Raw genomic sequence first — 23,141 nt, 5'->3', positions numbered from 1 at the left:
GGTGGCGCCGGTCATTCCGCGTCGGCGTCGAGGCCGTAGGCGGTGTGCAGGGCGCGGACGGCGAGCTCGGTGTAGTCCGAACCGATCAGCACGCTGACCTTGATCTCCGAGGTCGAGATCACCTGGATGTTGATGCCCTTCTCGGCCAGCGTCTGGAACATGGTCTTGGCGACGCCCGGCTGGCTGCGCATGCCGACGCCGACCACCGAGATCTTGCAGACGTTCGGGTCGGAGACGATCTCGCCATAGGCCAGCTCGCCCTTCAGCTTTTCGAGCACGTGGGTCGCGCGGTCGAGGTCGGCATGGCTGACGGTGAAGGTCAGGTCGGTGGTCTTGCCGTCCTGGCTGACGTTCTGGACGATCATGTCGACGTTGACGGCGGAGTCCGAGAGCGACCCGAAGATGGCGCCGGCGACGCCCGGCCGGTCGGGCACGCCGACCAGGGTGATCTTGGCCTCGTCCGGGCTGTAGGCGATGCCGGTGACGACTTGCTGTTCCACGATCTCATCCTCATCGACGACCAGGGTACCGGGCATGTCGACGAAGCTCGACAGCACCTGCACGCGCACCCCGTGTTGCATGGCCATGGCGACGGAACGGGTCTCCAGGACCTTGGCGCCCTGGGACGCCAGCTCCAGCATCTCCTCGTAGGTGATCCGCTCGATCTTGCGGGCCTTGGAGACGATCCGCGGATTGGTGGTGTAGACCCCGTCCACGTCGGTATAGATGTCGCAGCGGTCGGCCCGCAGCGCCGCCGCCAGCGCCACCGCCGAGGTGTCGGAGCCGCCGCGGCCCAGCGTGGTGATGCGGGCGTCCGGGCCGATGCCCTGGAAGCCGGCGACCACCGCCACTTGGCCCTGGGAGAAGCGCTTCACCATCTCGGTGGTGTCGATCTCGGCGATCCGGGCCTTGCCGTGGATGCCGTCGGTGCCGAACGGGATCTGCCAGCCGAGCCAGGACCGGGCGTTGACCCCGATGTCCTGCAGCGCCATCGCCAGCAGCCCGACGGTCACCTGCTCGCCCGAAGCCACCACCACGTCGTACTCGCGGGCGTCGTACAGGCGCGAGACCTCGCCGCACCACTTGACGAGCTGGTTGGTGGTGCCGGCCATCGCCGATACCACGACGGCCACCTCGTGGCCGGCGTCGACCTCGCGCTTGACGCGCTGGGCCACCCTCTTGATCCGCTCGACATCCCCCACCGAGGTGCCGCCGAATTTCATCACGATGCGCGCCATCGCGGGATCCGTATCCGAGCCAAAGGGATGCCGCCGCCGGAACGGCGTTTGCTTGCCGGCCGCAGGCGGGCGTATCCATATTACTTGCGGGCCCGTGGGGCAAGCGCGGCGCCCGGGAGAACCGGCCGATTCGAGAGGATTTGCGATGACGATGATCGCAGCGTTGTGCCGGACCGCGGTCCGGGCCGCCCGCCGGGGCTCGCTCCTGGCGGAGCACCGGGGGGAGCATCGGGCCGGCGGGGCCGGGGCGGAGACGCCGACAGCGAACCGCGGAACCGTCGACGGCGCCGACATCGACCGGTTCGCCCGGCTGGCCGAGCAGTGGTGGAACCCGGACGGCCCGCACGGCCCGTTGCACCGCTTCGTGCCGGTGCGCATGACGGTGATCCGCGACGCGCTCGCGCCGCTCGCCGGTTCGCCCGACCGGCGCCGGCCGCTGGCCGGGCTGTCGGTGCTGGACATCGGCTGCGGCGGCGGCCTGCTGGCCGAGCCGATGACCCGGCTGGGCGCCCGGGTGACCGGGGTCGACGCCGACATGTTCGGCATTACCGCGGCGGTCGAGCATGCCGGCGACGCCGGGCTCGACATCGAGTACGTCGCCGGTGCCGCCGAGGACCTGGTCGCCGCCGGCCGCAGCTTCGACGCGGTGGTGGCCAGCGAGGTGATCGAGCACGTCGCCGACCGCCAGGCGTTCGCCGACGCGCTGGCGGCGCTGCTGCGGCTGGGCGGCGTGCTGGTGCTGACCACCATCAACCGCACGCCGCGCTCCTACGCGACGGCGATCGTCGGTGCCGAGTACGTGCTGCGCTGGGTGCCGCGCGGCACCCACGACTGGTCGAAGTTCCCGACCCCGGAGGAGTTGAAGGGCCTGCTGGAGCCGCGCGGCTTCGCGGTCGGGCCGGCGGTCGGGCTGGCCTACGACCCGGTCGAGGGGACGTTCCGGGAGTCGGCCGACGCCCGGGTGAACTACGCGCTGGTGGCGCATCGGCAGGCCGAGGCCGCGCCATCGTGACCGCGGCCGCGCCGCTGCGGGTCGGCATGATCGGCGCCGGCATGATCAGCCCGTACCACCTGAAGGCCTGGGCCCGCTGCCCGCAGGCCGAGGTGGTCGGCATCGCCGATCCCGACGCGGCGGCGGCCTGCAGCCGCGCCGCCGAGTTCGGCATTCCCGCCGTCCACGCCGATGCCGTCGCGCTGATGGACGCGCTGCGGCCGGACGCCGTCGACATCGCGGCGCCGATGGAGGTCCATGCCGGGATCTGTCGGGCCGCCGCCGACCGTGGCATCGCGGTGATGTGCCAGAAGCCGCTGTGCCCGACCGTGGCCGAGGCCCGCGCCCTGGTCGCCGAGATCGGTGGCCGGGTGCCGTTCGTGGTGCACGAGAACTGGCGCTTCCGCCCGCCGTACCGGCGGATCCGGCAGTGGCTGCGGGAGGGCCGGATCGGCCGGGTGCGGGCCTTCACCATGGCGGTGATGACCAGCGGGCTGGTTCCCGACCTGCCGGACCAGCCGCCGCCGGCGCTGCGCCGCCAGCCGTTCATGGCACGGATGCCGCGCTTCACCGTGCTGGAGGGCGTGATCCACCAGATCGACGCGCTCCGGTTCCTGCTGGACGGGCTGTCGGTGGCCGGCGCCCGGCTTGCCCGGCTCAGCGACGAGGTGGTCGGCGAGGATACCGCGATGCTGCTGCTGGAGAGCCCCGGCGGCGCGATCGGCACGCTGTCGACTTCGCTCACCGTTCCAGGTGCCGGCCCGCGCAGCAGCGATACCCTGACGCTGATCGGCGAGACGGGGACCATCGCGTTCCGCGACTGGGTGCTGTCGTGCACCGCCGACGGTGCGACCGAGAACTTCGAGCGCGAGGCCGTCTACCAGGCCTCGTTCGACGCGGTGATCGCCCAGTTCGCGAGGTCGCTTCGCCACGGCGACCGGTTCGAGACCACCGCCGAGGAGAACCTCGCGACCCTGCAACTGGTCGACGACGTTTACCGGCTGGCCGGCTGGCCCTGACGCCTCAGGCGTCGTCGCGCACCCAGGGGATCGAGCCGAACTCGATGCCCTCGTCCCTCAGGCGCTCGGATTCCTCCGGCGTCGACTCGCCGTAGATGCCGCGGGCGTCGACCTCGCCGTAGTGGATCTTGCGGGCCTCCTCGGCGAACCGGTCGCCGACGTAGTCGCAGTTCTCCTCGACGACCCGGCGCAGGGCCCGGAGCTGGCGCTTAAGCTCGGCCGCCTGCTGGGCGGCCGGGTGCATGGCCTGGATCTCCGTGGGGACCTCGCCCTGGGCTTGCGCGGCCGGTGCCGGCACCGCGACCTCCCGGCCCTTGGCGATGCTGGGCGCCATCAGGGCCTTGGCGACGTCCTTGCTGCCGCAGAGCGGGCATTCCAGCGCGCCGGCGTCGCGCTGGGTGTCGAACGCGTCGGCGTTCCGAAACCAGCCTTCGAATTCGTGGTCGTCGTTGCAGCGAAGTCGGTACAGGATCATCGTCGTCGGTTCCGTTCGATCGGCCTAATATAGAGCGAACGCGCCGGCGATCCAGATTCGCCTGCGCGCCCGGGCATATAGCGCAGTGGGAGGCCGATGCCGGAAGACGCGTCCGATCTCGCCCGACAGGACCGGGACCACCATCTCCACCCGTTCACCGATCCGCGTGTCCTGATCGAGGAAGGCGGCCCGACCGTGATCGTGCGCGGCGAGGGTTGCACCCTGTGGGACGAGGACGGCCACGCCTATCTCGATGCGCTGGCCGGGCTGTGGTGCGTCAACGTCGGCTACGGGCGGGCCGAGCTGGCCGAGGTCGCGGCCGGTCAGATGCAGCGGCTGGCCTACTACAACACCTTCTTCAAGACCACGAGCCCGCCGACCGCGGCGCTGGCGGCGCGGCTGGCCGCGCTGATGCCGGCCGGGCTGAGCCGGGTGCTGTTCGCCAATTCCGGCTCCGAGGCGCTGGATTCCATCGTCCGGCTTTGCCGGCACTTCTGGGGGCTGGAGGGCAAGCCCGACAAGTGGGTGATGATCGGCCGCGACGAGGGCTACCACGGCTCGACCCTGGCGACCGTCAGCCTCGGCGGAATCTCCGGCATGCGCGCCCAGGGCCGGCTGCCGCTGCCCGGCTTCGAGCAGGCCCGGGCGCCCTATGCGTTCCGCTACGCCCCCGACGCCGACCCCGCCGCGTTCGCGGAGCAGGCGGCCGGCTGGATCGAGGCGAAGATCCTGGAGGTCGGGGCCGACAAGGTCGCCGGCGTGGTGGTCGAGCCGGTGCAGGGCGCCGGTGGGGTGATCATCCCGCCGCCGGGCTACCTGGAGCGGGTGCAGGAAATCTGCCGCCGCCACGACGTGCTGTTCGTGCTCGACGAGGTGGTCAGCGGCTTCGGCCGGCTCGGCGCCTGGTCGGCGGCCGAGCGGTTCGGGCTGACCCCGGACTTCATGGCGCTCGCCAAGGGCTTGTCTTCCGGCTACCAGCCGATCTCGGCGGTGATGATCGGCGACCGGGTGGCTCGGGCGCTGATCGACAAGGGCGGCGACCTGGCCCACGGCTTCACCTACTCCGGCCACCCGGTGGCGGCGGCGGTGGCGCTCGCCAACCTCGACATCATCGCCCGCGAACGGCTGGTCGAGCGGGTGCGCGACGACCTGGAAGCCTACTTCGCCGGGGCGCTCGCCCGGCTGGCCGAGCATCCGCTGGTCGGCGAGGTCCGGTCGATCGGCCTGATCGGCGCGGTCGAGCTGGTGCAGCAGCGTGTGCCGCGGGTCGCCTTTGATCCCGTCGGCGTGGTGGCGGCGGTGGTGCGCGACCAGATGCAGCAGCGCGGGGTGATCCTGCGCGCCGTGCGCGACGCCCTGGTGATCGCGCCGCCGCTGGTCGTCACGCACGCCGAGATCGACCGCATCGTCGACACGCTCGCCGAGGTGCTGGAGCTGATCAGCCACGAGCTCGGGCTGGTCCAGGAGGACCGGGCGCTGGCGGCGGCGACCGCCGGCGGGCGGGCGCTGGAGGGCCTGACCTGCCTGGTCACCGGCGCCTCCCGGGGCATCGGAGCAGCGGTCGCCGAGCGCTATGCCGCCGAGGGCGCGCGGGTGGTGCTGGCGGCGCGGCGCCAGGACGAGCTGGACGCGGTCGCGGCGCGGATCCGGGATGCCGGCGGGCAGGCCGCGACCCTGGCGATCGACTTCGCCGCCCCGGACGCGGTCGCCGGCCTGGCCGACCGGATCGCCGGCAAGCTCGGCCGGCTCGACGTGCTGGTGGCCAACCACGGCATCCTCGGCCCGTTGAAGCCGACCGCGGAACTGGACGGCGGCGAGTTCGACCGGGTGGTGGCGGTCAATCTGACCGCGGCGTACCGGCTGCTGCACGAACTCGACCCGCTGCTGCGCGCCTCGCCGTCGGGCCGGGTGCTGGTGGTCAGCTCGGGTGCCGCCGAGGGCGAGCACCCGGCGTGGTCGGCCTATGCCGCCAGCAAGGCCGGGCTGGAGGCGCTGGCCCGGGCCTACGCCGCCGAGACCGGTGACACCGGGATCCGCTGCAACATCGTCGATCCGGGCGAGGTCCGCACCGCGATGCGGGCGGCCGCGTTCCCGGGCGAGGATCCGGAGCGCCTGGCCGACCCGGCGGCGGTCGCCGACGTGTTCGTGCGCCTGGCCAGCCCGGCCTGCCGGTTCACCGGCGCCCGGGTGCCGGCGTGATCGGGGGGAGGGAAGCATGACGAGCGACACCGACCGGTCGATACCCCCGCCGTCGAAGTGGGTGGTCAAGCACGGCGGCATGATCCCGCCCGGCGGCACGGTGCTGGACGTCGCCTGCGGGCCCGGCCGGCACGGCCGGTTCTTCCGCAGCCTCGGCCATCCGGTGGTGTTCCTGGATCGCGACATCACCAAGGTCGTCGACATGGCCAGCGACGACGAGGTCGAGATCGTCGCCCGCGACCTGGAGAGCGGCCGGCCCTGGCCGCTCGCCGGCCGGCAGTTCGCCGGGGTGATCGTGGTCAACTACCTGTACCGGCCTCTGCTGCCGGCGCTGGTGGCCTCGGTGGCGCCGGGCGGCGCGCTGATCTACGACACCTTCGCGGTCGGCAACGAGGCCTACGGCCACCCGTCCAATCCCGACTACCTGCTGCACCGCGAAGAATTGTTGATCGCGGTCCGGCCCGAGCTGGTCGTCATGGCCTACGAGGACGTCGAGGAGACCGACCCGCGGCCGGCGGTGCGCCAGCGCATCCTGGCGGTCCGGCCGGCCCGATGATCGTGCCCCGGTTCCGTTGCAACAACAGGGAGCGTAGGGCCCGAAAGGTGGTCCCACGCTTTGACGTGCCCGGTGCCGATGCTTCAACCTCGCGTCCTGCGATCGCGGTAGGGACCCGGCCATGACTCTGGGCTTCGATGTCGGTGCGGCGGAGGTGCCTGCGGCAGAGCTGTCGGTGCTGCGCCAGCTCCTGGAGCGGCAGGCGCGCGAGCGGCCGACCCGCGAGTTCGTGCGGTTCTGGCGCGGCGAGACCTGGAGCTACGCCGACACCCTCGAACGGGTGCGCCGGCGCGCCGCCGCCCTGCGGGAAGCCGGGGTCGCGCAGGGCGACCGGGTGCTGTGCTGGATGGGCAACGGCCCGGAACTGCTGCTGTCCTGGTTCGCGATCAACTATCTCGGCGCGGTCTACGTGCCGATCAACACCGCGGCGCGGGGACGCCCCCTGGCCCACATCCTGGAAAACGCCGATGCCCGGCTGATGGTCGCGCACCCGGCGCTGGTCGGACGGCTGGAAGGGCTCGACCGCGGCGCGCTCAAGCGGGTGCTGCTGGCCGGGCCGGACGACGTCGAAGTGTCGGCGATCGACGGCGTCGCGCTGTCCCCCCTGGTCGATCCGGACTCGGTCCCGGACGACGCGCTGGCGCTCGACCGGCCGATCGAGCCGTGGGACGTGCAGGCGATCATGTACACCTCCGGGACCACCGGGAACGCCAAGGGCGTGCTGTTCTCCTACGTCCAGCACTGGACCATGGGGCCGGAGGCGATGCAGGCGATCGCACCGGCGGATTGCTGCCTGATCGCCGGGCCGATCTTCCACTGCGGCAGCACGCTGTACGTCTACGCCATGCTGGCCAAGGGCGGCACCATGGCGATGATCCCGGAGTTCAGGACCGCCGAGTTCTGGGCGGCGGTGCGCGAGACCGGCAGCACGGTGGTGCTGCTGCTCGGCGTCATGGCGAGCTTCCTGCTGAAGGCCCCGGTGACGGCGGGCGACCGCGACCACCCGCTGCGCAAGGCCTACATCGTGCCGTTCGGCGAGGACGCGCAGGCGTTCCGGGACCGGTTCGGCGTCGAGTTGCACACGGTCTACAACATGACCGAGATCTCCAGCCCGCTGATCGCCGGCCCGGGCATCAGCGAACCGGGGCTTGCCGGCCGCCCCCGGGCGCCGTTCGAGCTGCGCGTCGTGGACGGCAACGACGTCGAGGTGCCGGCCGGGACCGTCGGCGAACTGGTGGTCCGCGCGCACCGGCCGTGGGCACTGTTCAGCGGCTACTACCGGAATCCCGAGGCGACGGTCGCCGCCCTGCGCAACGGCTGGTTCCACACCGGCGACGCGTTCCGGGTCGACGAGTCCGGGCGGTTCTTCTTCGTCGACCGCCTGAAGGACGTGATCCGGCGGCGCGGCGAGAACATCTCGTCGTTCGAGCTGGAGACCGAGATCACCGCCCATCCGGCGGTCAAGGAGGCCGTCGCCGTGGCGGTGCCGAGCGAGGTCAGCGAGGACGAGGTGCTGGCCGTGGTCACGCCGCTGGAAGGAGCGACGATCGATCCGGCCGACCTGGTCGGGTTCCTGGCCGAGCGGGTCGCCCACTTCATGGTGCCGCGCTACGTCCGGGTCGTGGACGACCTGCCGAAGACCGCCAGCGGCAAGCTGCAGAAGCACGTGCTGCGGACCGAGGGGGTGACGGCGGACACCTGGGACCGCGAGGGCGCGGGAATCAGGCTTCGGCGCGATACGCTCGCCTAGCAGGCCCGCAGGCCCGCCGACCTCGAGCCCGGGCTTCGCGATCGCCCGCGGGTTAGTGATTTCGATACCTTGTTGAGACTATGGTGCCGGCGGTCGTCCCGTGCGCGCCGGGACGGCCGGGACCGCTTCGACGGGGGTCGTCAGAAGGGCATGATGGCAGTCGTATCGCTCAGGACACTGGCAACCGTGCTGATTGCGACGATCGCCGTCAGTGGCCTGTTGCTGATCGGCGGCACGTGGTGGGTCGCGGACCGCGTGGCGGCGGGCCAGGCGGAGTGGCGCGCCTACCGCGACAGCAACTCGCCGGACGCCGCCGCCCTGGTCGATATCGGCACGTATCTCGGATACGGCGGTGCCATCCATCACCTGCAGAACTACCTGCTGCGCAACGAGCCGTCCTACCTCGAGCGGCTGCGGATCTCGGCCGGACGGGTCCGGGCGGCGCTGGCGAAATACCGGACGATGGCGTCGACCGACGGCGAACTGACCGCGCTCGACACCATCGAGTCCACCCTGCAAAGGCTGGAACGGACCGCCGCGACCACCCGGACGCTGCGGGCCGACGCGCGCCCGGACCGGACGGGGAACGGTATCCCGGCGGTCGAGGTCCGGCAGGCCGTCGAGGCCCTGGGCGTCCTGGAGCGCGCGGTCGGCGCCCGGCGGGCCTTGCAGGCAGAAGGTCCGACCAAGCTCGAGGTGCTGTACGGGCTGCGCCGGGCGATCGGCTTCGGCGGCATGATCCACGCCTTCAAGAACCTCGTGCTGCGCGGCGACCCGGCGTCCGCCGCCGAGGTCGAGGGCGGGGTCCGGGCCGCGGCCGAGCAGATCGCGCGCTACCGAGGCCTCGGCGTGAACGAAGCCGAGGACGCGGCGCTGTCGGACATCGCGAAAATTCTCGAAACGTACGGTGCCCGGACCGACCTCGTGGTCTCGATGTGGAAGACGGGCGACCCGGTGAGTGCCATCGACGCGGCGGTCCGCGTCGACGACGCACCGGCGGTCGCCGGGCTCGCGACCCTCGAACTGGAGATCGCCCAGGAAGCTGATCTGAGGGCCCACCGGATCGACCGTACCCTCGGGTTCGTCACCACCCTGTCGAGTGCGCTGGTGGCGACCGCGATCGCCATGGGCGCCATCGTCTGCGCGTTCGTCGCCTGGGTCCTGCTGCGGGCCGTCCAGGCGCCGCTGACGCGGATCGCGGAGGACATGAACCGGGTTGCGGCGGGCGAGGAGGTCGGGCCGGGCGTGGTGCACAGCCACGTCGCCGAGCTGTCGGCGCTGGCCGACGCCACCGAGGTGTTCAAGCGCTACGCCGAGGAGCTCGCGCTGCACGTCTCCACGCTGCAGCACTTCCAGCGCCTGTCCACCGATGTCAGTGTGCCGCTGGAACAGCGGATCGCGCAGATCCTGGAGTTCGGGCTCGCGCATTTCCGGCTGTCGCTGGGGACCGTGGCGCGGATCGCGGACGGCCAGTACATCGTCGAGCAGTCGGTCGGCAGCGGCGAGGCGCAGAGGCGACGTGGCGACCGCTTCGACCTGGACACCACCTATTGCCGGCACACTCTGGAGGCCGGGCATGCCTGGGCCCGGCACGACTTCGCCAACAGCGAGTACGCCGACGACGTCTGTTTCCGGACATTCGGCCGCGGTGCCTATATCGGCGCCCCGATCACGGTCGACGGCGAGGTCTACGGGACCATCAACTTCTCCTCGGTCGAACCGCGCAACCGCCCGTTCAGCGAAGGCGACATCGCGCTGGTGGAGCTGACCGCACGCTGGCTCGGCATGGAGCTCGAACGTCAGCGCTCCCTGAACCGGCTGGCGACCGCGAAGGCCGAAGCGGAGGACGCCGCCCGGGCCAAGGCCGAGTTCCTGGCCAATATGAGCCACGAGATCCGCACCCCGATGAACGCGGTGATCGGGCTCAGCGGGCTCGCGCTCCGCTCGGGTCTGCCGGACCGTGCCCGCGACTACCTGGAGAAGATCAACCGGTCTTCGATGACCCTGTTGCGGATCATCAACGACATTCTCGACTTCTCGAAGATCGAGGCCGGCCGTCTATCGATCGAAGCGACGCCGTTCGACCTCGACGACGTGCTGCAGGACGTGGCGACGCTGATCGGCGAGGTGCAGGAGGACCGGCCGGTCGAGGTGGTGTTCTCCTCCGACCCGGGCATTCCCCGGACCCTGATCGGCGACCCGCTCCGTCTCGGCCAGGTCCTGGTCAACCTGGTCGGCAACGCCATCAAGTTCACCGAGGCCGGCGAGATCCTGGTCCGCATCGAAGTCGCCAGTCGCGAGGGCGGGCGGCTGCGGCTGCGCGGCAGCGTCTCGGACACCGGGATCGGCATGTCCGAGGACCAGGTCGCGCACCTGTTCCAGGCGTTCTCCCAGGCCGACGGCTCGACCACCCGACGGTTCGGCGGAACCGGTCTCGGCCTCGCCATCAGCAAGCAGCTCGTAGGGTTGATGAACGGCGAGATCTCGGTCGAAAGCACGCTCGGCAAGGGCAGCACCTTCACCTTCAGCGTGCTGCTCGACGACGCCGGCAGCAGCGCCCGGCGCGAGCTGCCCCGGCACGTCGACCCGGCCAATGTCCGCATCCTGGTCGTCGAGGACAACGCGGTCGCCCGGGCGGTGCTGTCCGACACCCTGAAGGGGCTCAGGTTCACCGACGTGGCGACGGCGGCGGACGGCCCGGAGGCACTGCGGTGCTTCGGCGACGCCGTGCGGGACGGCGAGCCCTTCGACGTCGTGCTGGTCGACTGGTGGATGCCCGGCATGGACGGGGTCGCGACGGCCCGGCACCTGCGGGCGCTGTCCGGCGCCGGGGAGCCGCCGCCGATTCTGTTGATGACCGCCCACACCCGGGCGGAGGTGATCGAGAAGGCCCAGGACGCCGCGGTCTTCAAGGTCCTGTTCAAGCCGCTCAACGTCTCGATGCTGGTCGACGGCATCGCCGAGGCGCTGGACGCCGGAAAGGGGGCCCGGGTGGTGACGGACGACTCCCAGGCCCCGGCCGAGGCCGCCGATCCCAGGCTTGCGGGGCTGCGGGTCCTGGTCGTCGAGGACAACGAGATCAACCAGCAGATCGCCCGCGAGATCCTGGAGAGCGCCGGCCTGGTCGTCGATGTCGCCGAGAACGGGGCGGTCGCGCTGACGCATCTCCGCTCCGCCGGGACATTGCCGGATGCTATCCTGATGGACCTGCAGATGCCGGAGCTGGACGGCTACGAGGCGAGCCGGTGGATCCGGGCGGACGACCGGTTCGCCGCCATCCCGATCATTGCCATGACCGCCCATGTCACCGACGACGAGCGGGTCCGCTGCCTGGCCGCCGGCATGGTGGACCACGTGCCGAAGCCGGTCGAGGTCCGCCATCTCCTCGACACCCTGGAACGGTGGACCCGGAAGGGGGTACGACCGACGGAGGACGACCCGGAGCCTGCCGGCGAGTTCTTCACGGTCGCGCATGCCGCGGCGGCCGGGCCCGACGCCGGGCGCCGCCCGGCCCTCGACCTGGATGCGGCACGCGCCCGGCTCGGCGTGCCGATGCCGGTGCTGCACCGGGCGGTGCGGCAGTTCGCCGATACCTACCGCGACGCCCCGGCGGTGCTGGCGGGCAAGCTGGACGGGGAGGCCTGGGCGGAGGCCGAGCGCTATGCCCATTCGCTGGTCGGATTGGCGGCGACGATCGGTGCCAACGCCCTGTCGGCCGAGGCGCGGGTCATCGAGTCGTCGCTGCGCGATCCGGGCCGGCGCGGCGAACGGCCCGACCTGGCGGTCCTGTCGATGGTGCACCGGGACGTGATGGCCGCAATCGACGGCATGGCGATCGCCGGCGGCGATGCCGGGGCGGTCGAGATGCCGAGGGACAATGCCGGGCTGGGCGACCTTGTGAGGGAGATGGATGCCGGGCTCGCAACCAACCGGATCTCGGTCCGGCGGCGCTTCGACGAGCTTCGCTCGCTGTGCGGCAAGGGGGCGGAGTCCGAACTGGACCGGATGGCGGCCGACCTCGTGCGGCTGGATTTCCCGGCGGCCCGGCGACGGCTCCGGGCGATCGCCGCCCTGCACGCGATCGACATGGGGGACGGACATGGCTGACGCACCCGTGCCGGCGAAGATCCTGATCGTCGACGACGAACCAGCCAACATCGACCTGCTGGCGGCGGTGCTGGAGGAGGACGGCGACATCCTGTTCGCCACCACCGGCGCTTCCGCCCTGGCGATCGCCGAGACCGAGCGGCCCGACATCGTGCTGCTCGACGTGGTCATGCCGGACCTGGACGGCTACGAGGTCTGTCGGCGCCTGAAGGACAATCCGGTCACCGCCGAGATCCCGGTGATCTTCATCACGGCGCTCAACCAGCAGACCGACGAGGAGGCCGGGCTGGTGGCCGGCGCGGTCGACTACGTCGCCAAACCGATCAGTGCGCCGATCACCCGGGCGCGCGTGCGCACGCACCTCGAACTCAAGCGTCACCGCGACCGCCTGAGCGAGCTGGCCTACCTGGACGGGCTGACCGGGTTGGCGAACCGGCGGCGGTTCGACGAGTACGCCGCGCTTGAGTGGCGGCGGGCGTCCCGCCATGGCCGGACGATCTCGATCCTCATGGTCGATGTGGACGAGTTCAAGCACTACAACGACTCGTACGGCCACCTGCAGGGGGACGCCTGCCTGAAACAGGTTGCCGCCGCCCTGCGCCGGCAGTTCGCGCGCCCGGCCGATATGGTTGCGCGCTATGGCGGCGAGGAGTTCGTGGGCATCCTGCCCGAGACCCCCTTGGACGGCGCTCTCGTGCTGGCCGAACGCGCGCGGGCGGCGGTCGAGGAACTCGCGATTCCGCACGAGGGCGCGAACACCGCAGCGGTCGTGACCGTGAGCGTCGGAGTCGCGTGTGTGGAGGCCGAGGCCGCGACCTCGCTGGAGGACACGCTGGCACTCGCCGATGCCCGGCTCTATCGCGCCAAGTCGATGGGCCGGAACCGGGTGTCGGCCGGCTGACCGGGATCGGTGGGGCCCGCGATTGAGCGGCATCAAGGCGCCGGCCGGCCGGCGGCCTCAGTCTGCAACCGCCGGCTCCGCAGGGCGCCCGCGTCGCCGCGACCGGCAGGAGGCGGACCGGCAGGAGGCGGACCGGCAGGAGACGGACGGGCAGGAGACGGACCGGGAGCATCCGCCATGGACATCGACGTGATCCTGCACCCGACCGACGGCTCGCGGGATGCCGGGAAGGCGCTCGACCTGGCCTGCGATCTCGCCCGCAGCCACGGTGCCAAGCTGGTCATCGTGCATGTGCAGGGACACCACGAGTGGGACGTGCCGCCCGGCGGCGCGCGTCGCGCGGGGGCGCGCCGGCAGGCCGGCGAACCCGAGGTCGACCTGCAGCGCCTGCGTGCCCAGGCGGTGCTCGACGTGGCCATCGCCGAGGCCCACGGCCGCGGCCTGCCGGACGTCGAGCCGATCCTGGTCGAGGGCGACGCGGCCGGGGCGATCGTCGAGGCGGCGAAGGCCGTCGAGGCGAACTTGATCGTCCTCGGCAGCCGCGGACTCGGCGACCTTCAGAGCCTGCTGCTCGGCAGCGTGTCGCACAAGGTGATGCAGCGGTCGTCGTGCAGTTGCCTGGTGGTCCGGTAGGCGCAGCGGCCTATTCCGGGTCGCCCGGTTCGGCGACCCGCAGTTCCCGTGCCGCTCGCACTTCGTCGAGACGCCGCACCGGGGTGGTGTGCGGGGCGTCGTGCAGCAGGTCGGGCCGGTCGCGGGCCTCGTCGGCGATCGCCAGCATCGCCGCGACGAAGGCGTCGAGGGTGGCCAGCGTTTCGGTCTCGGTCGGCTCGATCATCAGGGCTTCCGGCACGATCAGCGGGAAGTAGTTGGTCGGCGGGTGGAAGCCGTAGTCCATCAGCCGCTTGCTGACGTCGAGCGCGCGCGCCCTGGTGCCATCCGGCCGGCCCTCGCAGACGAACTCGTGCATGCAGGTGCGGTCGAACGGCACCGGATACCGGTCGCGCAGCTTCACCCTGAGATAATTGGCGTTCAGCACCGCGGCCATGGCATTGGCCTTGAGCCCGGAATCGCCGTGGCCGGCGATGCTGGCGTAGGCCCGGACCAGCATGCCGAAATTGCCGTGGAACGCGCACATCCGGCCGATCGATCTCGCCGGCGTCTCCAGCCGATAGCGGCCGTCCCCATCCATCTCGACCACCGGGCCCGGCAGGTACGGCGCCAGCGCCGCGCTCGCCCCGACCGGGCCGGAGCCCGGGCCGCCGCCGCCATGCGGGGTGGCGAAGGTCTTGTGGAGGTTGAAGTGCATCAGGTCGACGCCGAGGTCGCCGGGCCGGGCGATGCCGGTCAGGGCGTTCATGTTGGCGCCGTCGCCGTAGACCAGGCCGCCGGCGGCATGCACCAGGGCGGCGACCTCGTCGATCCGCTCCTCGAACAGGCCGAGCGTCGTCGGGTTGGTCAGCATGATGCCGGCCAGCCGGTCGTCGCAGGCCGCGCTGACCGCCTCGATGTCGACGTTGCCGCGCCCGTCGGACGGCACCTCGACCGCCACGAACCCGGCCATGGTCGCCGAGGCCGGATTGGTGCCGTGTGCGGAGTCGGGGATCAGGATCACGTCGCGGCCCGGCTCGCCGCGGTTGGCGTGCCAGGCCCGGATCATCAGCAGCGCCGTCAGCTCGCCCTGGGCGCCGGCCGCCGGCTGCAGGGTCATGCCGGCGAACCCGCCGATCCGCTTGAGCGCCTCCTGCAGGCGGTGCATCAGCTCCAGTGCCCCCTGCGCGGACGCCTCGTCCTGCAGCGGGTGCAGGCCGGCGAAGCCCGGCAGCCGGGCGAGCCGCTCGTTGATCTTCGGGTTGTACTTCATGGTGCAGGAGCCGAGCGGATAGAAGCCGCCGTCGACCCCGTAGTTGCGCTGCGACAGGTGCAGGTAGTGGCGGACCACCTCCGGCTCCGACAGCTCCGGCAGGCCGTTGTCGGCGCGGACCAGGTCGTCCGGCAGCGGGGCGGGCGGCACGTCGCAGTCCGGCAGGCTCGTGCCGGGCCGGCCGGGGACGCTGAGTTCGTAGAGGGTGGGGATGTCCGTCACGACACGATCTCCCGCAGCGCCGCGACGAGGCGGTCGATCTCGGCCCGCGTGTTGGTCTCGGTGACGGCCACCAGCATGCGGTTGCCGTAGCCGGGGAAGAACCGGCCGAGGTCGAAGCCGCCGACGATCCCGTGCCCGTCGTGCAGCCGCGCGTTCGCCTCGGCGGCCGGGACCGGTAGCTCGACGACGAACTCCTTGAAGAACGGCGCCTGTGGCGCGTCCGGGTTGACGGCGACGCCGTCGATCGCGGCGATCCGGTCGGCAGCGTAGTGACTCTTGTGGAAGCACAGCTCGGCGATCCGCCTGAGGCCGGCCTTGCCGACGGTCGCCAGGTAGGTGGCGGCGGCCAGCGCCCCGAGCGCCGAGTTCGTGCAGATGTTGCTGGTCGCCCTGGCGCGCCGGATGTGCTGCTCGCGGGTGGCCAGGGTGAGGACGTAGCCGCGCCGGCCGTCGGCGTCCGCGGTCTCGCCGACCAGCCGTCCGGCCAGCCGGCGGATGTGGGCCCGGCGGGTCGCGAAGATGCCGAGCGACGGGCCGCCGAAGGACGGCGCCAGGCCGAGCGGCTGGCCGTCGGCGACCACCACGTCGGCGCCGAATTCGCCGGGCGGCCGGAACAGGCCGAGCGCGATCGGGTCGACCGCGACGATCAGCAGCGCGCCCTTGCCGTGCACGGCCTCGGCGATGCCGTCGAGCCGTTCCAGCCGGCCGAGCACGTTCGGGGTCTGCAGCACCAGGGCGGCCGTGCGCTCGTCCACCATGTCGGCGAGATCGGCGGCGGCGACGGTCGGATCGTCCGGGACCCGGAGCTCGGCGTCGCTGCCCCGCAGATAGGTCTCGACCACCCCGCGGTGGTGGAGGTGCACCGACGGCGACATCACGATGCCGGTGCGCGCGTCCTTGGTCGCGTCCAGGGCCAGCAGCACCGCCTCGGCCAGCGAGGTCGCGCCGTCGTAGTGGCTGGCGTTCGAGACCTCCATGCCGGTCAGCCGGCAGATCATGGTCTGGTACTCGAACATCGCCTGCAGCATGCCCTGGCTCAGCTCGGGCTGGTACGGCGTGTAGGCGGTGTAGAACTCGCCGCGCTGCAGGACGTAGTCGACGGTCGCCGGCACGAAGTGCCGCCAGGCGCCGGCGCCGAGGAAGCACGGCCCGGCGTCGATGCCGGTGTTGCGCGATGCAAGGCGGCGCAGCTCGGCGTCCAGCTCCAGCTCGGACAGCGGCGCCGGCAGGCCGAGTTCGGGGAACCGGGCGCGCCCGGGGATCGCGTCGAACAGCGCCTCCAAGCTGTCGACGCCGATGGCGTCGAGCATTCGGCGCTGCTCGTCCGGGGTGTGCGGCGTGTAGCTCATCGCCTGCCTTCCGCGGGACAGACGACCATCCGACGCCACTCCGCCGGTGTCCGCGTTGACGTCGGTCAATTTACCCGGCGACCGGGGTCAGGCGGTGCCGGCGATAGCCGACGATCACCGGCAGGTAGCCGCGGCCGGCCAGCTCGGCGTCCAGTGCGGCGTCGCCGGTGTCGAACCGGAGTGCGGCGGTGCGCTTCAGCTTGGCCGGGGTGGCGACGACCACGATGTTCCCGGTGCCGATCCGGCGGATCGCTTCCGGGCTGATCTGCAGGTTGCCGCGGCCGAGCACGAAGCCCTGGGCGCCGATCGGGCTGACGATCAGTCGGGCGTCCGGATTGCGCGCCAGCAGCGCGAGGATGGCGGACTCGTCCAGGTCGCGGCCGATCAGCCTTCCGGCCAGCAGGGCGTCGACGCCCAGCAGGGTCTTGTCGAGCCCGAGCGCCTCGGCGACCGCCTGGACGGTGCTGCCGGGGCCGAGCAGGAACAGGGTATCGGGACGGGCGGCGATCTCCTCGCCGAGATAGTCGGCGATCGCGGCCTTCACCTCGGCGTCGGAACTCTCGACGACCAGCGCCTTGGCGGTCTGGGTGCGGGTCGGCTCGAAGGGCGTGCGGGCCCTGCAGGATAGCCGCATCGCCAGCTCGCCGGCCCGGTAGCGTTCCTCGTCGAGATCGAGCACGTCGACGGTGGCCAGCGGCAGCGTCCCGGCGAGCCAGTCGCGGACGACCTCGGCGGTCCCGGCCGGCGTCACGCCGAACACGCCGGAGAACATCTTGACGCCGGCCGGGATGCCGAGCATCGGCGTGGCCTCGCCGACCACCGACGCGACGTCGCGCGCAGTCCCGTCGCCGCCGCAGAACAGCACCAGCCCGGCCCCGGCGGCGACGAACGCCTCGACCGCCGCGACGGTGTCGTCCCGGCTCGGGATGGCGGCGGTGGCGTGCACGACCCGGACGGCGTCGAAGCCGGCCGCCCGCAGGACGTCGGCCCCCATGGTCCCGGCGCAGGTCAGCCACTCGATCGCGGCGGGATCGTCGAGACTGTCGCGCAGGTGTCGCAGGGCCTCGACGGCCCGTCCGGGAGCGACCGGGACGGCGCCGAGCCGGGCGGCCTCGTCGGCCAGCCCGTCGGTGCCCTTGAGCCCGACCCGGCCGCCCATGCCGGCGATCGGGTTGATCAGGAAGCCGATGCGCATGCCGGGCAGTACAGCACGGCTGCGCTGCGCCGGCCCCGACCTGGATCAATCGGATGCGGTCGGTTCCGGCGGCGGCAGGCCGTCCAGGCTGTCGCGCAGCCGGTCGAGCAGGCGGAACAGCAGCACGCACTCCTCGAGCGAGAAGGCGTCCAGCGCGTCGGCGTAGTAGCGGCGGATGTCGGCCAGCATGTCGGTCCACACCCGCTCGCCCGCCGGGGTGAGGCGGACGTGCCGCAGCCGGCCGTCGCCCTCGGTGCCGCGCACACGCTCGACCAGGCCGAGATCCTCGAGCCGCGCCAGCACGCCGGCGAGGTTCTGGCGGCTGACCATCAGGAAGCCGATCAGCTCCTTCACCGTCATGCCGCGCTCGCGTGCGCCGGGGCGCGACAGCGCGCCCATGACCGCCCATTGCTGGGTGGTGGCGCCGTGCCGGGCGACCGCGCGGGTGCCGGTCTTATGCATCAGGTTGGAGGCCTGATAGAGCCGCAGAAACAGCCGATTGGCGACGTCGAACCGGGCGTCCGCATCGGCGGTGGAAAGGCGCGTGGAGGCTGGATAATTCATCAACACCTTGTCATATCGTTTGAGATATAGCATACCATTGTCATAATGTCGGGACCAGCGGATTTGCCCGCGGTCCCCCGAGCGAGCCCGAGGGAGGAGACATGCGCGGTCTGAAGGACAGGGTGGTGGTCGTCACCGGCGGCGGCGGCGGGATCGGCAGCGCCACCTGCCGGCGCTTCGCCGAGGCCGGGTCCAAGGTGGCGGTGCTGGACATCGACCTGGCGGCGGCCGAGCGCGTCGCCAAGGAGATCGGCGGCGCGGCACGGGCGTTCGCCTGCGACATCACCGACCACGCCGCCGTCGTCGCGACGGTCGCCGCCGTCGAGGCGGCGCTCGGCCCGATCGGCGTGCTGGTGAACAACGCCGGCTGGGACGTGTTCCGGCTGTTCAAGGACAGCACGCCCGAGGAGTGGCAGAAGCTGGTCGCCATCAACCTGATGGGCCCGCTGAACATGCACCACGTGGTGCTGCCGGGCATGCTGGAGCGGCGGTACGGGCGGATCGTCAACATCGCCTCCGACGCGGCGCGGGTCGGCTCGACCGGCGAGGCGGTGTACGCCGCCTGCAAGTCCGGGATGCTCGGGTTCTCCAAGACCCTGGCGCGCGAGCACGCGCGGCACGGCATCACCGTGAACGTGGTCTGCCCGGGGGCGACCAACACCGCCCTGTTCGCCGAGTACAAGAAGGGCGCCGGCAATCCCGAGAAGCTGGAGGAGGCGTTCCGCCGGGCCGTGCCGATGGGCCGGATCGGCGAGCCCGAGGACCTGCCGGGCGCCATCCTGTTCTTCGCCAGCGACGACGCGGCGTTCGTGACCGGCCAGGTGCTGAGCGTGTCCGGCGGTCTCACCATGGCCGGTTGAGGGGAGGGCAGAGAGATGCAGTACGAGGACATCCGGTTCACGGTGGCCGACGGCGTCGCCACCATCACGATCGACCGGCCGAAGGTGATGAACGCCTTCCGCGGCCGGACCTGCGAGGAGCTGATCCACGCCTTCAACAAGGCCGGCTGGGACAAGTCGATCGGGGTGATCGTGCTGACCGGCGCCGGCGACCGGGCGTTCTGCACCGGCGGCGACCAGTCGGCCCATGACGGCCAGTACGACGGCCGCGGCATGATCGGCCTGCCGGTCGAGGAGCTGCAGTCGATCATCCGCGAGGTGCCGAAGCCGGTGATCGCCCGCGTGCAGGGCTACGCCATCGGCGGCGGCAACGTGCTGGCGACGCTGTGCGACTTCACCATCGCCTCGGAGAAGGCGCAGTTCGGCCAGGTCGGCCCGAAGGTCGGCTCGGTCGACCCGGGCTTCGGCACCGCCTATCTCGCCCGCATCGTCGGCGAGAAGAAGGCGCGCGAGATCTGGTACCTGTGCCGCCGCTACACCGCCGCCGAGGCGCTGGCCATGGGGCTGGTGAACACGGTGGTGCCGCACGAGGAACTGGATGCCGAGGTGGCGCGCTGGTGCGCCGAGATCATGGAGAAGAGCCCGACCGCGATCGCCATCGCCAAGCGCTCGTTCAACGCCGACACCGACAGCATCCGCGGGATCAGCGGCATGGGCATGCAGGCGCTGTCGATGTACTACGCCAGCGAGGAATCCCAGGAGGGCGTGCGGGCGTTCAACGAGAAGCGCAAGCCCGAGTTCCGGAAGTACCAGAAATGACCGCCGGACTCAGCACTGCCGGGCTCGGCACCGCCGGGCTCAGCGAGGAGCAGGTCGCGATCCGCGAGGCGGCCGAGCGGTTCGCGCGCGAGCGGATCGCCCCCGGCTACATGGCGCGCGAGCAGACCGGCCGGGTCGACCGCGACCTGGTGCGCGAAATGGGGGCGCTCGGCCTGATCGGCGCCGACCTGCCGGAAGCCCATGGCGGGCTCGGCGCCCCCAGCGTCACCACCGGCCTGGCGGTCGAGGCGGTCAGCCACGCCGACATCAACGTCAGCTACGTCCAGCTGCTGGCGTCGCTGAACGGCCAGATCGTCGCCCGCCACGGCTCGCCGGAGCTGGCCGGCGAGTGGATCCCGCGCATCGTCTCGGGCGAGGCGCTGTTCGCGCTGGCCCTGACCGAGCCGCGCGGCGGCTCCGACGCCGCCAACCTGCAGCTCTCGGCCCGGCGCGACGGCAACGGCTACGTCCTGAACGGCGAGAAGTCGTCGATCTCGATGGCCGACCAGGCCGACGCGGCGGTGGTATTCGCCCGCACCGGCGCCGCCGACAGCGGGGCGCGAGGGGTGACCGCGTTCCTGGTGCCGACCGACACGCCCGGCGTCACCACCACCCGCTTCAGGGATCTCGGCAGCCACGCCGTCGGCCGCGGCTCGATCTTCTTCGACGACGTGAAGCTGCCGGCCGACCACCGCCTCGCCGAGGAGGGGATGGGGTTCGTGCAGGTCATGCAGGGCTTCGACTACAGCCGCGCGCTGATCGGCCTGCAGTGCTGCGCGGCGGCGCAGGCCTCGCTCGACGAGAGCTGGGCCTACGTGACCGAGCGCGAGGCGTTCGGCGCGCCGATCGCCCGGTACCAGGGGGTGACCTTCCCGCTGGCCGAGGGCGAGGGGATGATCGCGGCGGTCCGCCAGCTCTGCTACCACACCCTGCGCCTGCGCGACGACGGCGCCCCGCACACCGCCGAGGCGGCGATGTGCAAGTGGCTCGGCCCGAAGACCGCGGTCGACGTGATCCACCAGTGCCTGCTGACCCACGGCCACTACGGCTGGTCGATGGACCTGCCGCACCAGCAGCGGCTGCGCGACGTCATGGGCTTGGAGATCGGCGACGGCACCGCACAGATCATGAAGATGATCGTGGCGCGGGAACGGGCCGGCAAGGTGACGGTGCAGCACGCCGCCCGGCCCTGACTTAAGCACTGACTTATGTCATATCCCTGGCCGGCGTTTGGACCGATACGTCAGCCATGGAACAGTTGCTGGCCACCGACGCCCTGTCGGATTCCACCAAGATCGTCCTCGGCGCGGGGGTGATCGGGCTCATCTTCGGCTACTGCGCCCAGCAGAGCCGGTTCTGCCTGAGGGCGGCCTGCCTGGAGTTCTGGGGCGGCAGGCTCGGACCCAAGGTGGCGGTCTGGCTCATCGTGTTCGGGACGGCGCTGCTGGCCGTGCAGCACCTGATCGCGACCGGCCGGCTGAACCCCCTGGACGTGCGGCAGCTGGCGATGGCCGGCAGCCTGTCCGGCGCGATCGTCGGCGGCCTGATGTTCGGCGTCGGCATGGTGCTGGCGCGCGGCTGCGCCAGCCGCCTGCTGGTGCTGTCGGCCACCGGCAACGTCCGGGCGCTGGTCGCCGGGCTGGTGGTGACGGTCGCCGCCCAGGCCAGCCTGTCCGGCATCCTGTCGCCGGTGCGCGAGGCGGTGAACCGGCTGTGGGTGGTCGGCCCGAACGCCCGCAACCTGGCCCTGCACCTGCCGGACGGCACCGGGCTGGCGCTCGGCCTCGCCTGCGTCGCGCTGGCGGCGTTCCTGGCGTGGCGCAACAAGGTCGGGCTGTGGACCGCGGCGACCGCGGTCGGTGTCGGCCTGACGATCGCGCTCGGCTGGGCCTTCACCGCGGCCCTGTCGCACGTCTCGTTCGAGCCGGTGACGGTCAGCAGCGTCACCTTCACCGGCCCGTCGGCCGACACCCTGATGGCGCTGATCGTCCGGCCCGAGATGGTCATGAACTTCGGCATCGGACTGGTGCCGGGCGTGTTCGCCGGCTCGCTGATCGCGACGCTGGCGCACCGCGAGTTCCGGGTGCAGACCTTCGACGCCGAGAGCGGCACGATCCGCTACCTGGTCGGCGCGGTGCTGATGGGCTTCGGCGGCATGGCGGCCGGCGGCTGCGCGGTCGGCGCCGGCGTGACCGGCGGCTCGGTGCTGTCGCTCACCGCCTGGGTGGCGCTGCTGTGCATGTGGATCGGCGGCGGCCTGGCCGGGATCGTGCTCGAGCGCCCGGCGGCCGGCGCGCCGCCGCAGGGGTGGACGACCGGCATCCTGGCGACGTTCCGGCGGTCGTAGAGGGCGGCGGGGGGCGGCGATTTCGGGGGGCCGGCGGACGGAGAGTCCCGTCGCACGGGGCGGGAATGGCGGAGGGGATGGGATTCGAACCCACGAGGGGCTTTCACCCCTACACACTTTCCAGGCGTGCGCCTTCAACCACTCGGCCACCCCTCCGGAAGCGGCGCAAACTAATCGACCGGGACGGGCTTTGCAACGCTTCAGGAACCGCCCGTCGCCGGCCGGTGCCCGGTCCGGCCCGGTCCGCCCGCGGGGCGGGTTCCGCGAACCCGTCGGTCGTGGTTAACTCCTTGCGGGAAAAACGCGGACGGGCGGACGATGCGGGCGATTCGCCGGTCCCCGATCGGCGCCCGCGGGTCTGACATGCGTACCGGGTTTCGCGTCATCGGCTGGATCCTGACCGGCCTCGCCGCCGCCCTGCTGGCGCGCGACCTGTTCGTGCTGGCGCAGACCGGCCGCTGGGCGCCGATCGACACCGGCGCGCTGTGGTGGTGGCTTCACCCGACCTCGCTGCAACTCGCCGAGCCGGCAATCGCCCGGCATGTCCATCCGGTCCTGTGGGACCCGGTCATGCTCACCGTCCTGCTGTCGCCTGCCTGCCTTGTGCTGGGCGTGCCGGGGCTGCTGCTGCTGCTGGTCACCGGCCGGCGGCGCGGGCGCCGGTCGCGCCGGTTCGGCGGTTGAGCGCGTACGGATCCGAACAACC

General features: G+C 71.8%; 19 protein-coding genes and 1 tRNA gene. 13 read left to right on the top strand and 7 right to left on the bottom strand.

Translation table 11 applies throughout. The features are described 5' to 3' along the window. Positions 1–11: 11 nt before the first annotated feature. A complete protein-coding gene (locus IE246_RS17365) occupies positions 12–1,238 on the bottom strand; it encodes an aspartate kinase (protein ID WP_189991949.1) in 1,227 nt (408 codons plus the stop codon). Positions 1,239–1,383: 145 nt separating this feature from the next. Here IE246_RS17365 and ubiG point away from each other — a divergent pair, with 145 nt between their 5' ends. Together ubiG and IE246_RS17355 are read left to right on the top strand one after the other, a co-directional pair. Further along, positions 1,384–2,250: a bifunctional 2-polyprenyl-6-hydroxyphenol methylase/3-demethylubiquinol 3-O-methyltransferase UbiG gene (gene ubiG / locus IE246_RS17360; RefSeq protein WP_229837348.1), complete on the top strand. Its 867-nt coding sequence runs from the start codon at positions 1,384–1,386 to the stop codon at positions 2,248–2,250. After that, the gene (locus IE246_RS17355) at positions 2,247–3,248 is read left to right on the top strand and encodes a Gfo/Idh/MocA family protein (protein WP_229837347.1); all 1,002 of its coding nucleotides are present in this window, start codon (positions 2,247–2,249) and stop codon (positions 3,246–3,248) included. The genes ubiG and IE246_RS17355 overlap by 4 nt, the downstream gene beginning before the upstream one ends. 4 nt (positions 3,249–3,252) lie before the next feature. Here IE246_RS17355 and IE246_RS17350 read toward each other — a convergent pair whose 3' ends face one another. Further along, a complete protein-coding gene (locus IE246_RS17350; RefSeq protein WP_189991947.1) occupies positions 3,253–3,723 on the bottom strand; it encodes a DUF1178 family protein in 471 nt (156 codons plus the stop codon). 96 nt (positions 3,724–3,819) lie between these two features. Here IE246_RS17350 and IE246_RS17345 point away from each other — a divergent pair, with 96 nt between their 5' ends. The 6 genes from IE246_RS17345 to IE246_RS17320 all read left to right on the top strand — a co-directional run bounded on the left by IE246_RS17345 (position 3,820) and on the right by IE246_RS17320 (position 13,869). Beyond that, a complete protein-coding gene (locus IE246_RS17345; RefSeq protein ID WP_189991946.1) occupies positions 3,820–5,922 on the top strand; it encodes an aminotransferase in 2,103 nt (700 codons plus the stop codon). A gap of 16 nt (positions 5,923–5,938) precedes the next feature. Then, positions 5,939–6,478, top strand: a complete 540-nt coding sequence (locus tag IE246_RS17340; protein WP_229837341.1) for a class I SAM-dependent methyltransferase — start codon at positions 5,939–5,941, stop codon at positions 6,476–6,478. A gap of 121 nt (positions 6,479–6,599) precedes the next feature. After that, complete coding sequence (locus tag IE246_RS17335; RefSeq protein ID WP_189991943.1) at positions 6,600–8,228, top strand: AMP-binding protein; 1,629 nt, start codon at positions 6,600–6,602, stop codon at positions 8,226–8,228. Between the two features lie 153 nt (positions 8,229–8,381). Beyond that, positions 8,382–12,335 (top strand): hybrid sensor histidine kinase/response regulator, encoded by a 3,954-nt coding sequence (locus tag IE246_RS28155; RefSeq protein ID WP_189991941.1) that lies wholly within the window; start codon positions 8,382–8,384, stop codon positions 12,333–12,335. Next, positions 12,328–13,236 carry a diguanylate cyclase gene (locus tag IE246_RS17325; protein ID WP_189991940.1) on the top strand — a complete coding sequence of 303 codons (909 nt, stop codon included), beginning with the start codon at positions 12,328–12,330 and terminating at the stop codon, positions 13,234–13,236. Before IE246_RS28155 ends, IE246_RS17325 begins: the two co-directional genes overlap by 8 nt. A 177-nt stretch (positions 13,237–13,413) precedes the next feature. Beyond that, positions 13,414–13,869, top strand: coding sequence for a universal stress protein (locus IE246_RS17320; protein ID WP_189991937.1), 456 nt, complete (start codon positions 13,414–13,416; stop codon positions 13,867–13,869). Between the two features lie 10 nt (positions 13,870–13,879). Here the strand turns inward: IE246_RS17320 and gcvPB are convergent, their stop codons facing one another. The 4 genes from gcvPB to IE246_RS17300 form a co-directional block, all read right to left on the bottom strand. After that, positions 13,880–15,322, bottom strand: a complete 1,443-nt coding sequence (gcvPB, locus tag IE246_RS17315; protein WP_189991935.1) for an aminomethyl-transferring glycine dehydrogenase subunit GcvPB — start codon at positions 15,320–15,322, stop codon at positions 13,880–13,882. Further along, positions 15,319–16,671, bottom strand: a complete 1,353-nt coding sequence (gene gcvPA, locus IE246_RS17310) for an aminomethyl-transferring glycine dehydrogenase subunit GcvPA (protein ID WP_189991933.1) — start codon at positions 16,669–16,671, stop codon at positions 15,319–15,321. Before gcvPA ends, gcvPB begins: the two co-directional genes overlap by 4 nt. A gap of 70 nt (positions 16,672–16,741) precedes the next feature. Then, on the bottom strand, positions 16,742–17,866 hold the full coding sequence (locus tag IE246_RS17305) for an ATP-NAD kinase family protein (protein ID WP_189991931.1): 1,125 nt from the start codon (positions 17,864–17,866) through the stop codon (positions 16,742–16,744). Positions 17,867–17,911: 45 nt separating this feature from the next. Then, the gene (locus tag IE246_RS17300) at positions 17,912–18,430 is read right to left on the bottom strand and encodes a MarR family winged helix-turn-helix transcriptional regulator (RefSeq protein ID WP_189991929.1); all 519 of its coding nucleotides are present in this window, start codon (positions 18,428–18,430) and stop codon (positions 17,912–17,914) included. A 101-nt stretch (positions 18,431–18,531) separates the two neighbouring features. Here IE246_RS17300 and IE246_RS17295 point away from each other — a divergent pair, with 101 nt between their 5' ends. From IE246_RS17295 to IE246_RS17280, 4 genes are read left to right on the top strand one after another with little or no spacing between them, the layout of a single operon-like run. Next, positions 18,532–19,290: an SDR family oxidoreductase gene (locus IE246_RS17295; protein ID WP_189991927.1), complete on the top strand. Its 759-nt coding sequence runs from the start codon at positions 18,532–18,534 to the stop codon at positions 19,288–19,290. A 15-nt stretch (positions 19,291–19,305) separates the two neighbouring features. After that, the gene (gene badI, locus IE246_RS17290) at positions 19,306–20,088 is read left to right on the top strand and encodes a 2-ketocyclohexanecarboxyl-CoA hydrolase (protein WP_189991925.1); all 783 of its coding nucleotides are present in this window, start codon (positions 19,306–19,308) and stop codon (positions 20,086–20,088) included. After that, the gene (aliB, locus tag IE246_RS17285) at positions 20,085–21,281 is read left to right on the top strand and encodes a cyclohexanecarboxyl-CoA dehydrogenase (RefSeq protein WP_189991923.1); all 1,197 of its coding nucleotides are present in this window, start codon (positions 20,085–20,087) and stop codon (positions 21,279–21,281) included. Before badI ends, aliB begins: the two co-directional genes overlap by 4 nt. Before the next feature lie 56 nt (positions 21,282–21,337). Further along, positions 21,338–22,435 (top strand): YeeE/YedE family protein, encoded by a 1,098-nt coding sequence (locus tag IE246_RS17280; RefSeq protein WP_189991921.1) that lies wholly within the window; start codon positions 21,338–21,340, stop codon positions 22,433–22,435. 66 nt (positions 22,436–22,501) lie between these two features. On the opposite strand, the gene IE246_RS17275 is transcribed toward IE246_RS17280, so the two are convergent. Next, a tRNA-Ser gene (locus IE246_RS17275) sits at positions 22,502–22,591 on the bottom strand. 207 nt (positions 22,592–22,798) lie between these two features. Here IE246_RS17275 and IE246_RS17270 point away from each other — a divergent pair. Next, entirely contained in the window at positions 22,799–23,119 is a 321-nt protein-coding gene (locus IE246_RS17270) for a hypothetical protein (RefSeq protein WP_189991919.1), read from the top strand. Positions 23,120–23,141: the final 22 nt, after the last annotated feature.

The organism is Thalassobaculum fulvum, from assembly GCF_014652915.1.
GTDB lineage: Bacteria > Pseudomonadota > Alphaproteobacteria > Thalassobaculales > Thalassobaculaceae > Thalassobaculum_A > Thalassobaculum_A fulvum.
The sequence above is the reverse complement of the archived record's forward strand: the minus strand, read 5'-3'. Positions and strand labels throughout refer to the sequence as shown.

Coding starts and splice junctions, on each gene's coding strand:
- IE246_RS28155 (WP_189991941.1), top strand. CDS start 8,382: ATGGCAGTCGTATCGCTCAGGACACTGGCAACCGTGCTGATTGCGACG.
- ubiG (WP_229837348.1), top strand. CDS start 1,384: ATGACGATGATCGCAGCGTTGTGCCGGACCGCGGTCCGGGCCGCCCGC.
- IE246_RS17295 (WP_189991927.1), top strand. CDS start 18,532: ATGCGCGGTCTGAAGGACAGGGTGGTGGTCGTCACCGGCGGCGGCGGC.
- IE246_RS17305 (WP_189991931.1), bottom strand. CDS start 17,866: ATGCGCATCGGCTTCCTGATCAACCCGATCGCCGGCATGGGCGGCCGG.
- badI (WP_189991925.1), top strand. CDS start 19,306: ATGCAGTACGAGGACATCCGGTTCACGGTGGCCGACGGCGTCGCCACC.
- IE246_RS17335 (WP_189991943.1), top strand. CDS start 6,600: ATGACTCTGGGCTTCGATGTCGGTGCGGCGGAGGTGCCTGCGGCAGAG.
- IE246_RS17320 (WP_189991937.1), top strand. CDS start 13,414: ATGGACATCGACGTGATCCTGCACCCGACCGACGGCTCGCGGGATGCC.
- IE246_RS17300 (WP_189991929.1), bottom strand. CDS start 18,430: ATGAATTATCCAGCCTCCACGCGCCTTTCCACCGCCGATGCGGACGCC.
- aliB (WP_189991923.1), top strand. CDS start 20,085: ATGACCGCCGGACTCAGCACTGCCGGGCTCGGCACCGCCGGGCTCAGC.
- IE246_RS17350 (WP_189991947.1), bottom strand. CDS start 3,723: ATGATCCTGTACCGACTTCGCTGCAACGACGACCACGAATTCGAAGGC.
- IE246_RS17325 (WP_189991940.1), top strand. CDS start 12,328: ATGGCTGACGCACCCGTGCCGGCGAAGATCCTGATCGTCGACGACGAA.
- IE246_RS17345 (WP_189991946.1), top strand. CDS start 3,820: ATGCCGGAAGACGCGTCCGATCTCGCCCGACAGGACCGGGACCACCAT.
- IE246_RS17340 (WP_229837341.1), top strand. CDS start 5,939: ATGACGAGCGACACCGACCGGTCGATACCCCCGCCGTCGAAGTGGGTG.
- gcvPA (WP_189991933.1), bottom strand. CDS start 16,671: ATGAGCTACACGCCGCACACCCCGGACGAGCAGCGCCGAATGCTCGAC.
- IE246_RS17280 (WP_189991921.1), top strand. CDS start 21,338: ATGGAACAGTTGCTGGCCACCGACGCCCTGTCGGATTCCACCAAGATC.
- IE246_RS17270 (WP_189991919.1), top strand. CDS start 22,799: ATGCGTACCGGGTTTCGCGTCATCGGCTGGATCCTGACCGGCCTCGCC.
- IE246_RS17365 (WP_189991949.1), bottom strand. CDS start 1,238: ATGGCGCGCATCGTGATGAAATTCGGCGGCACCTCGGTGGGGGATGTC.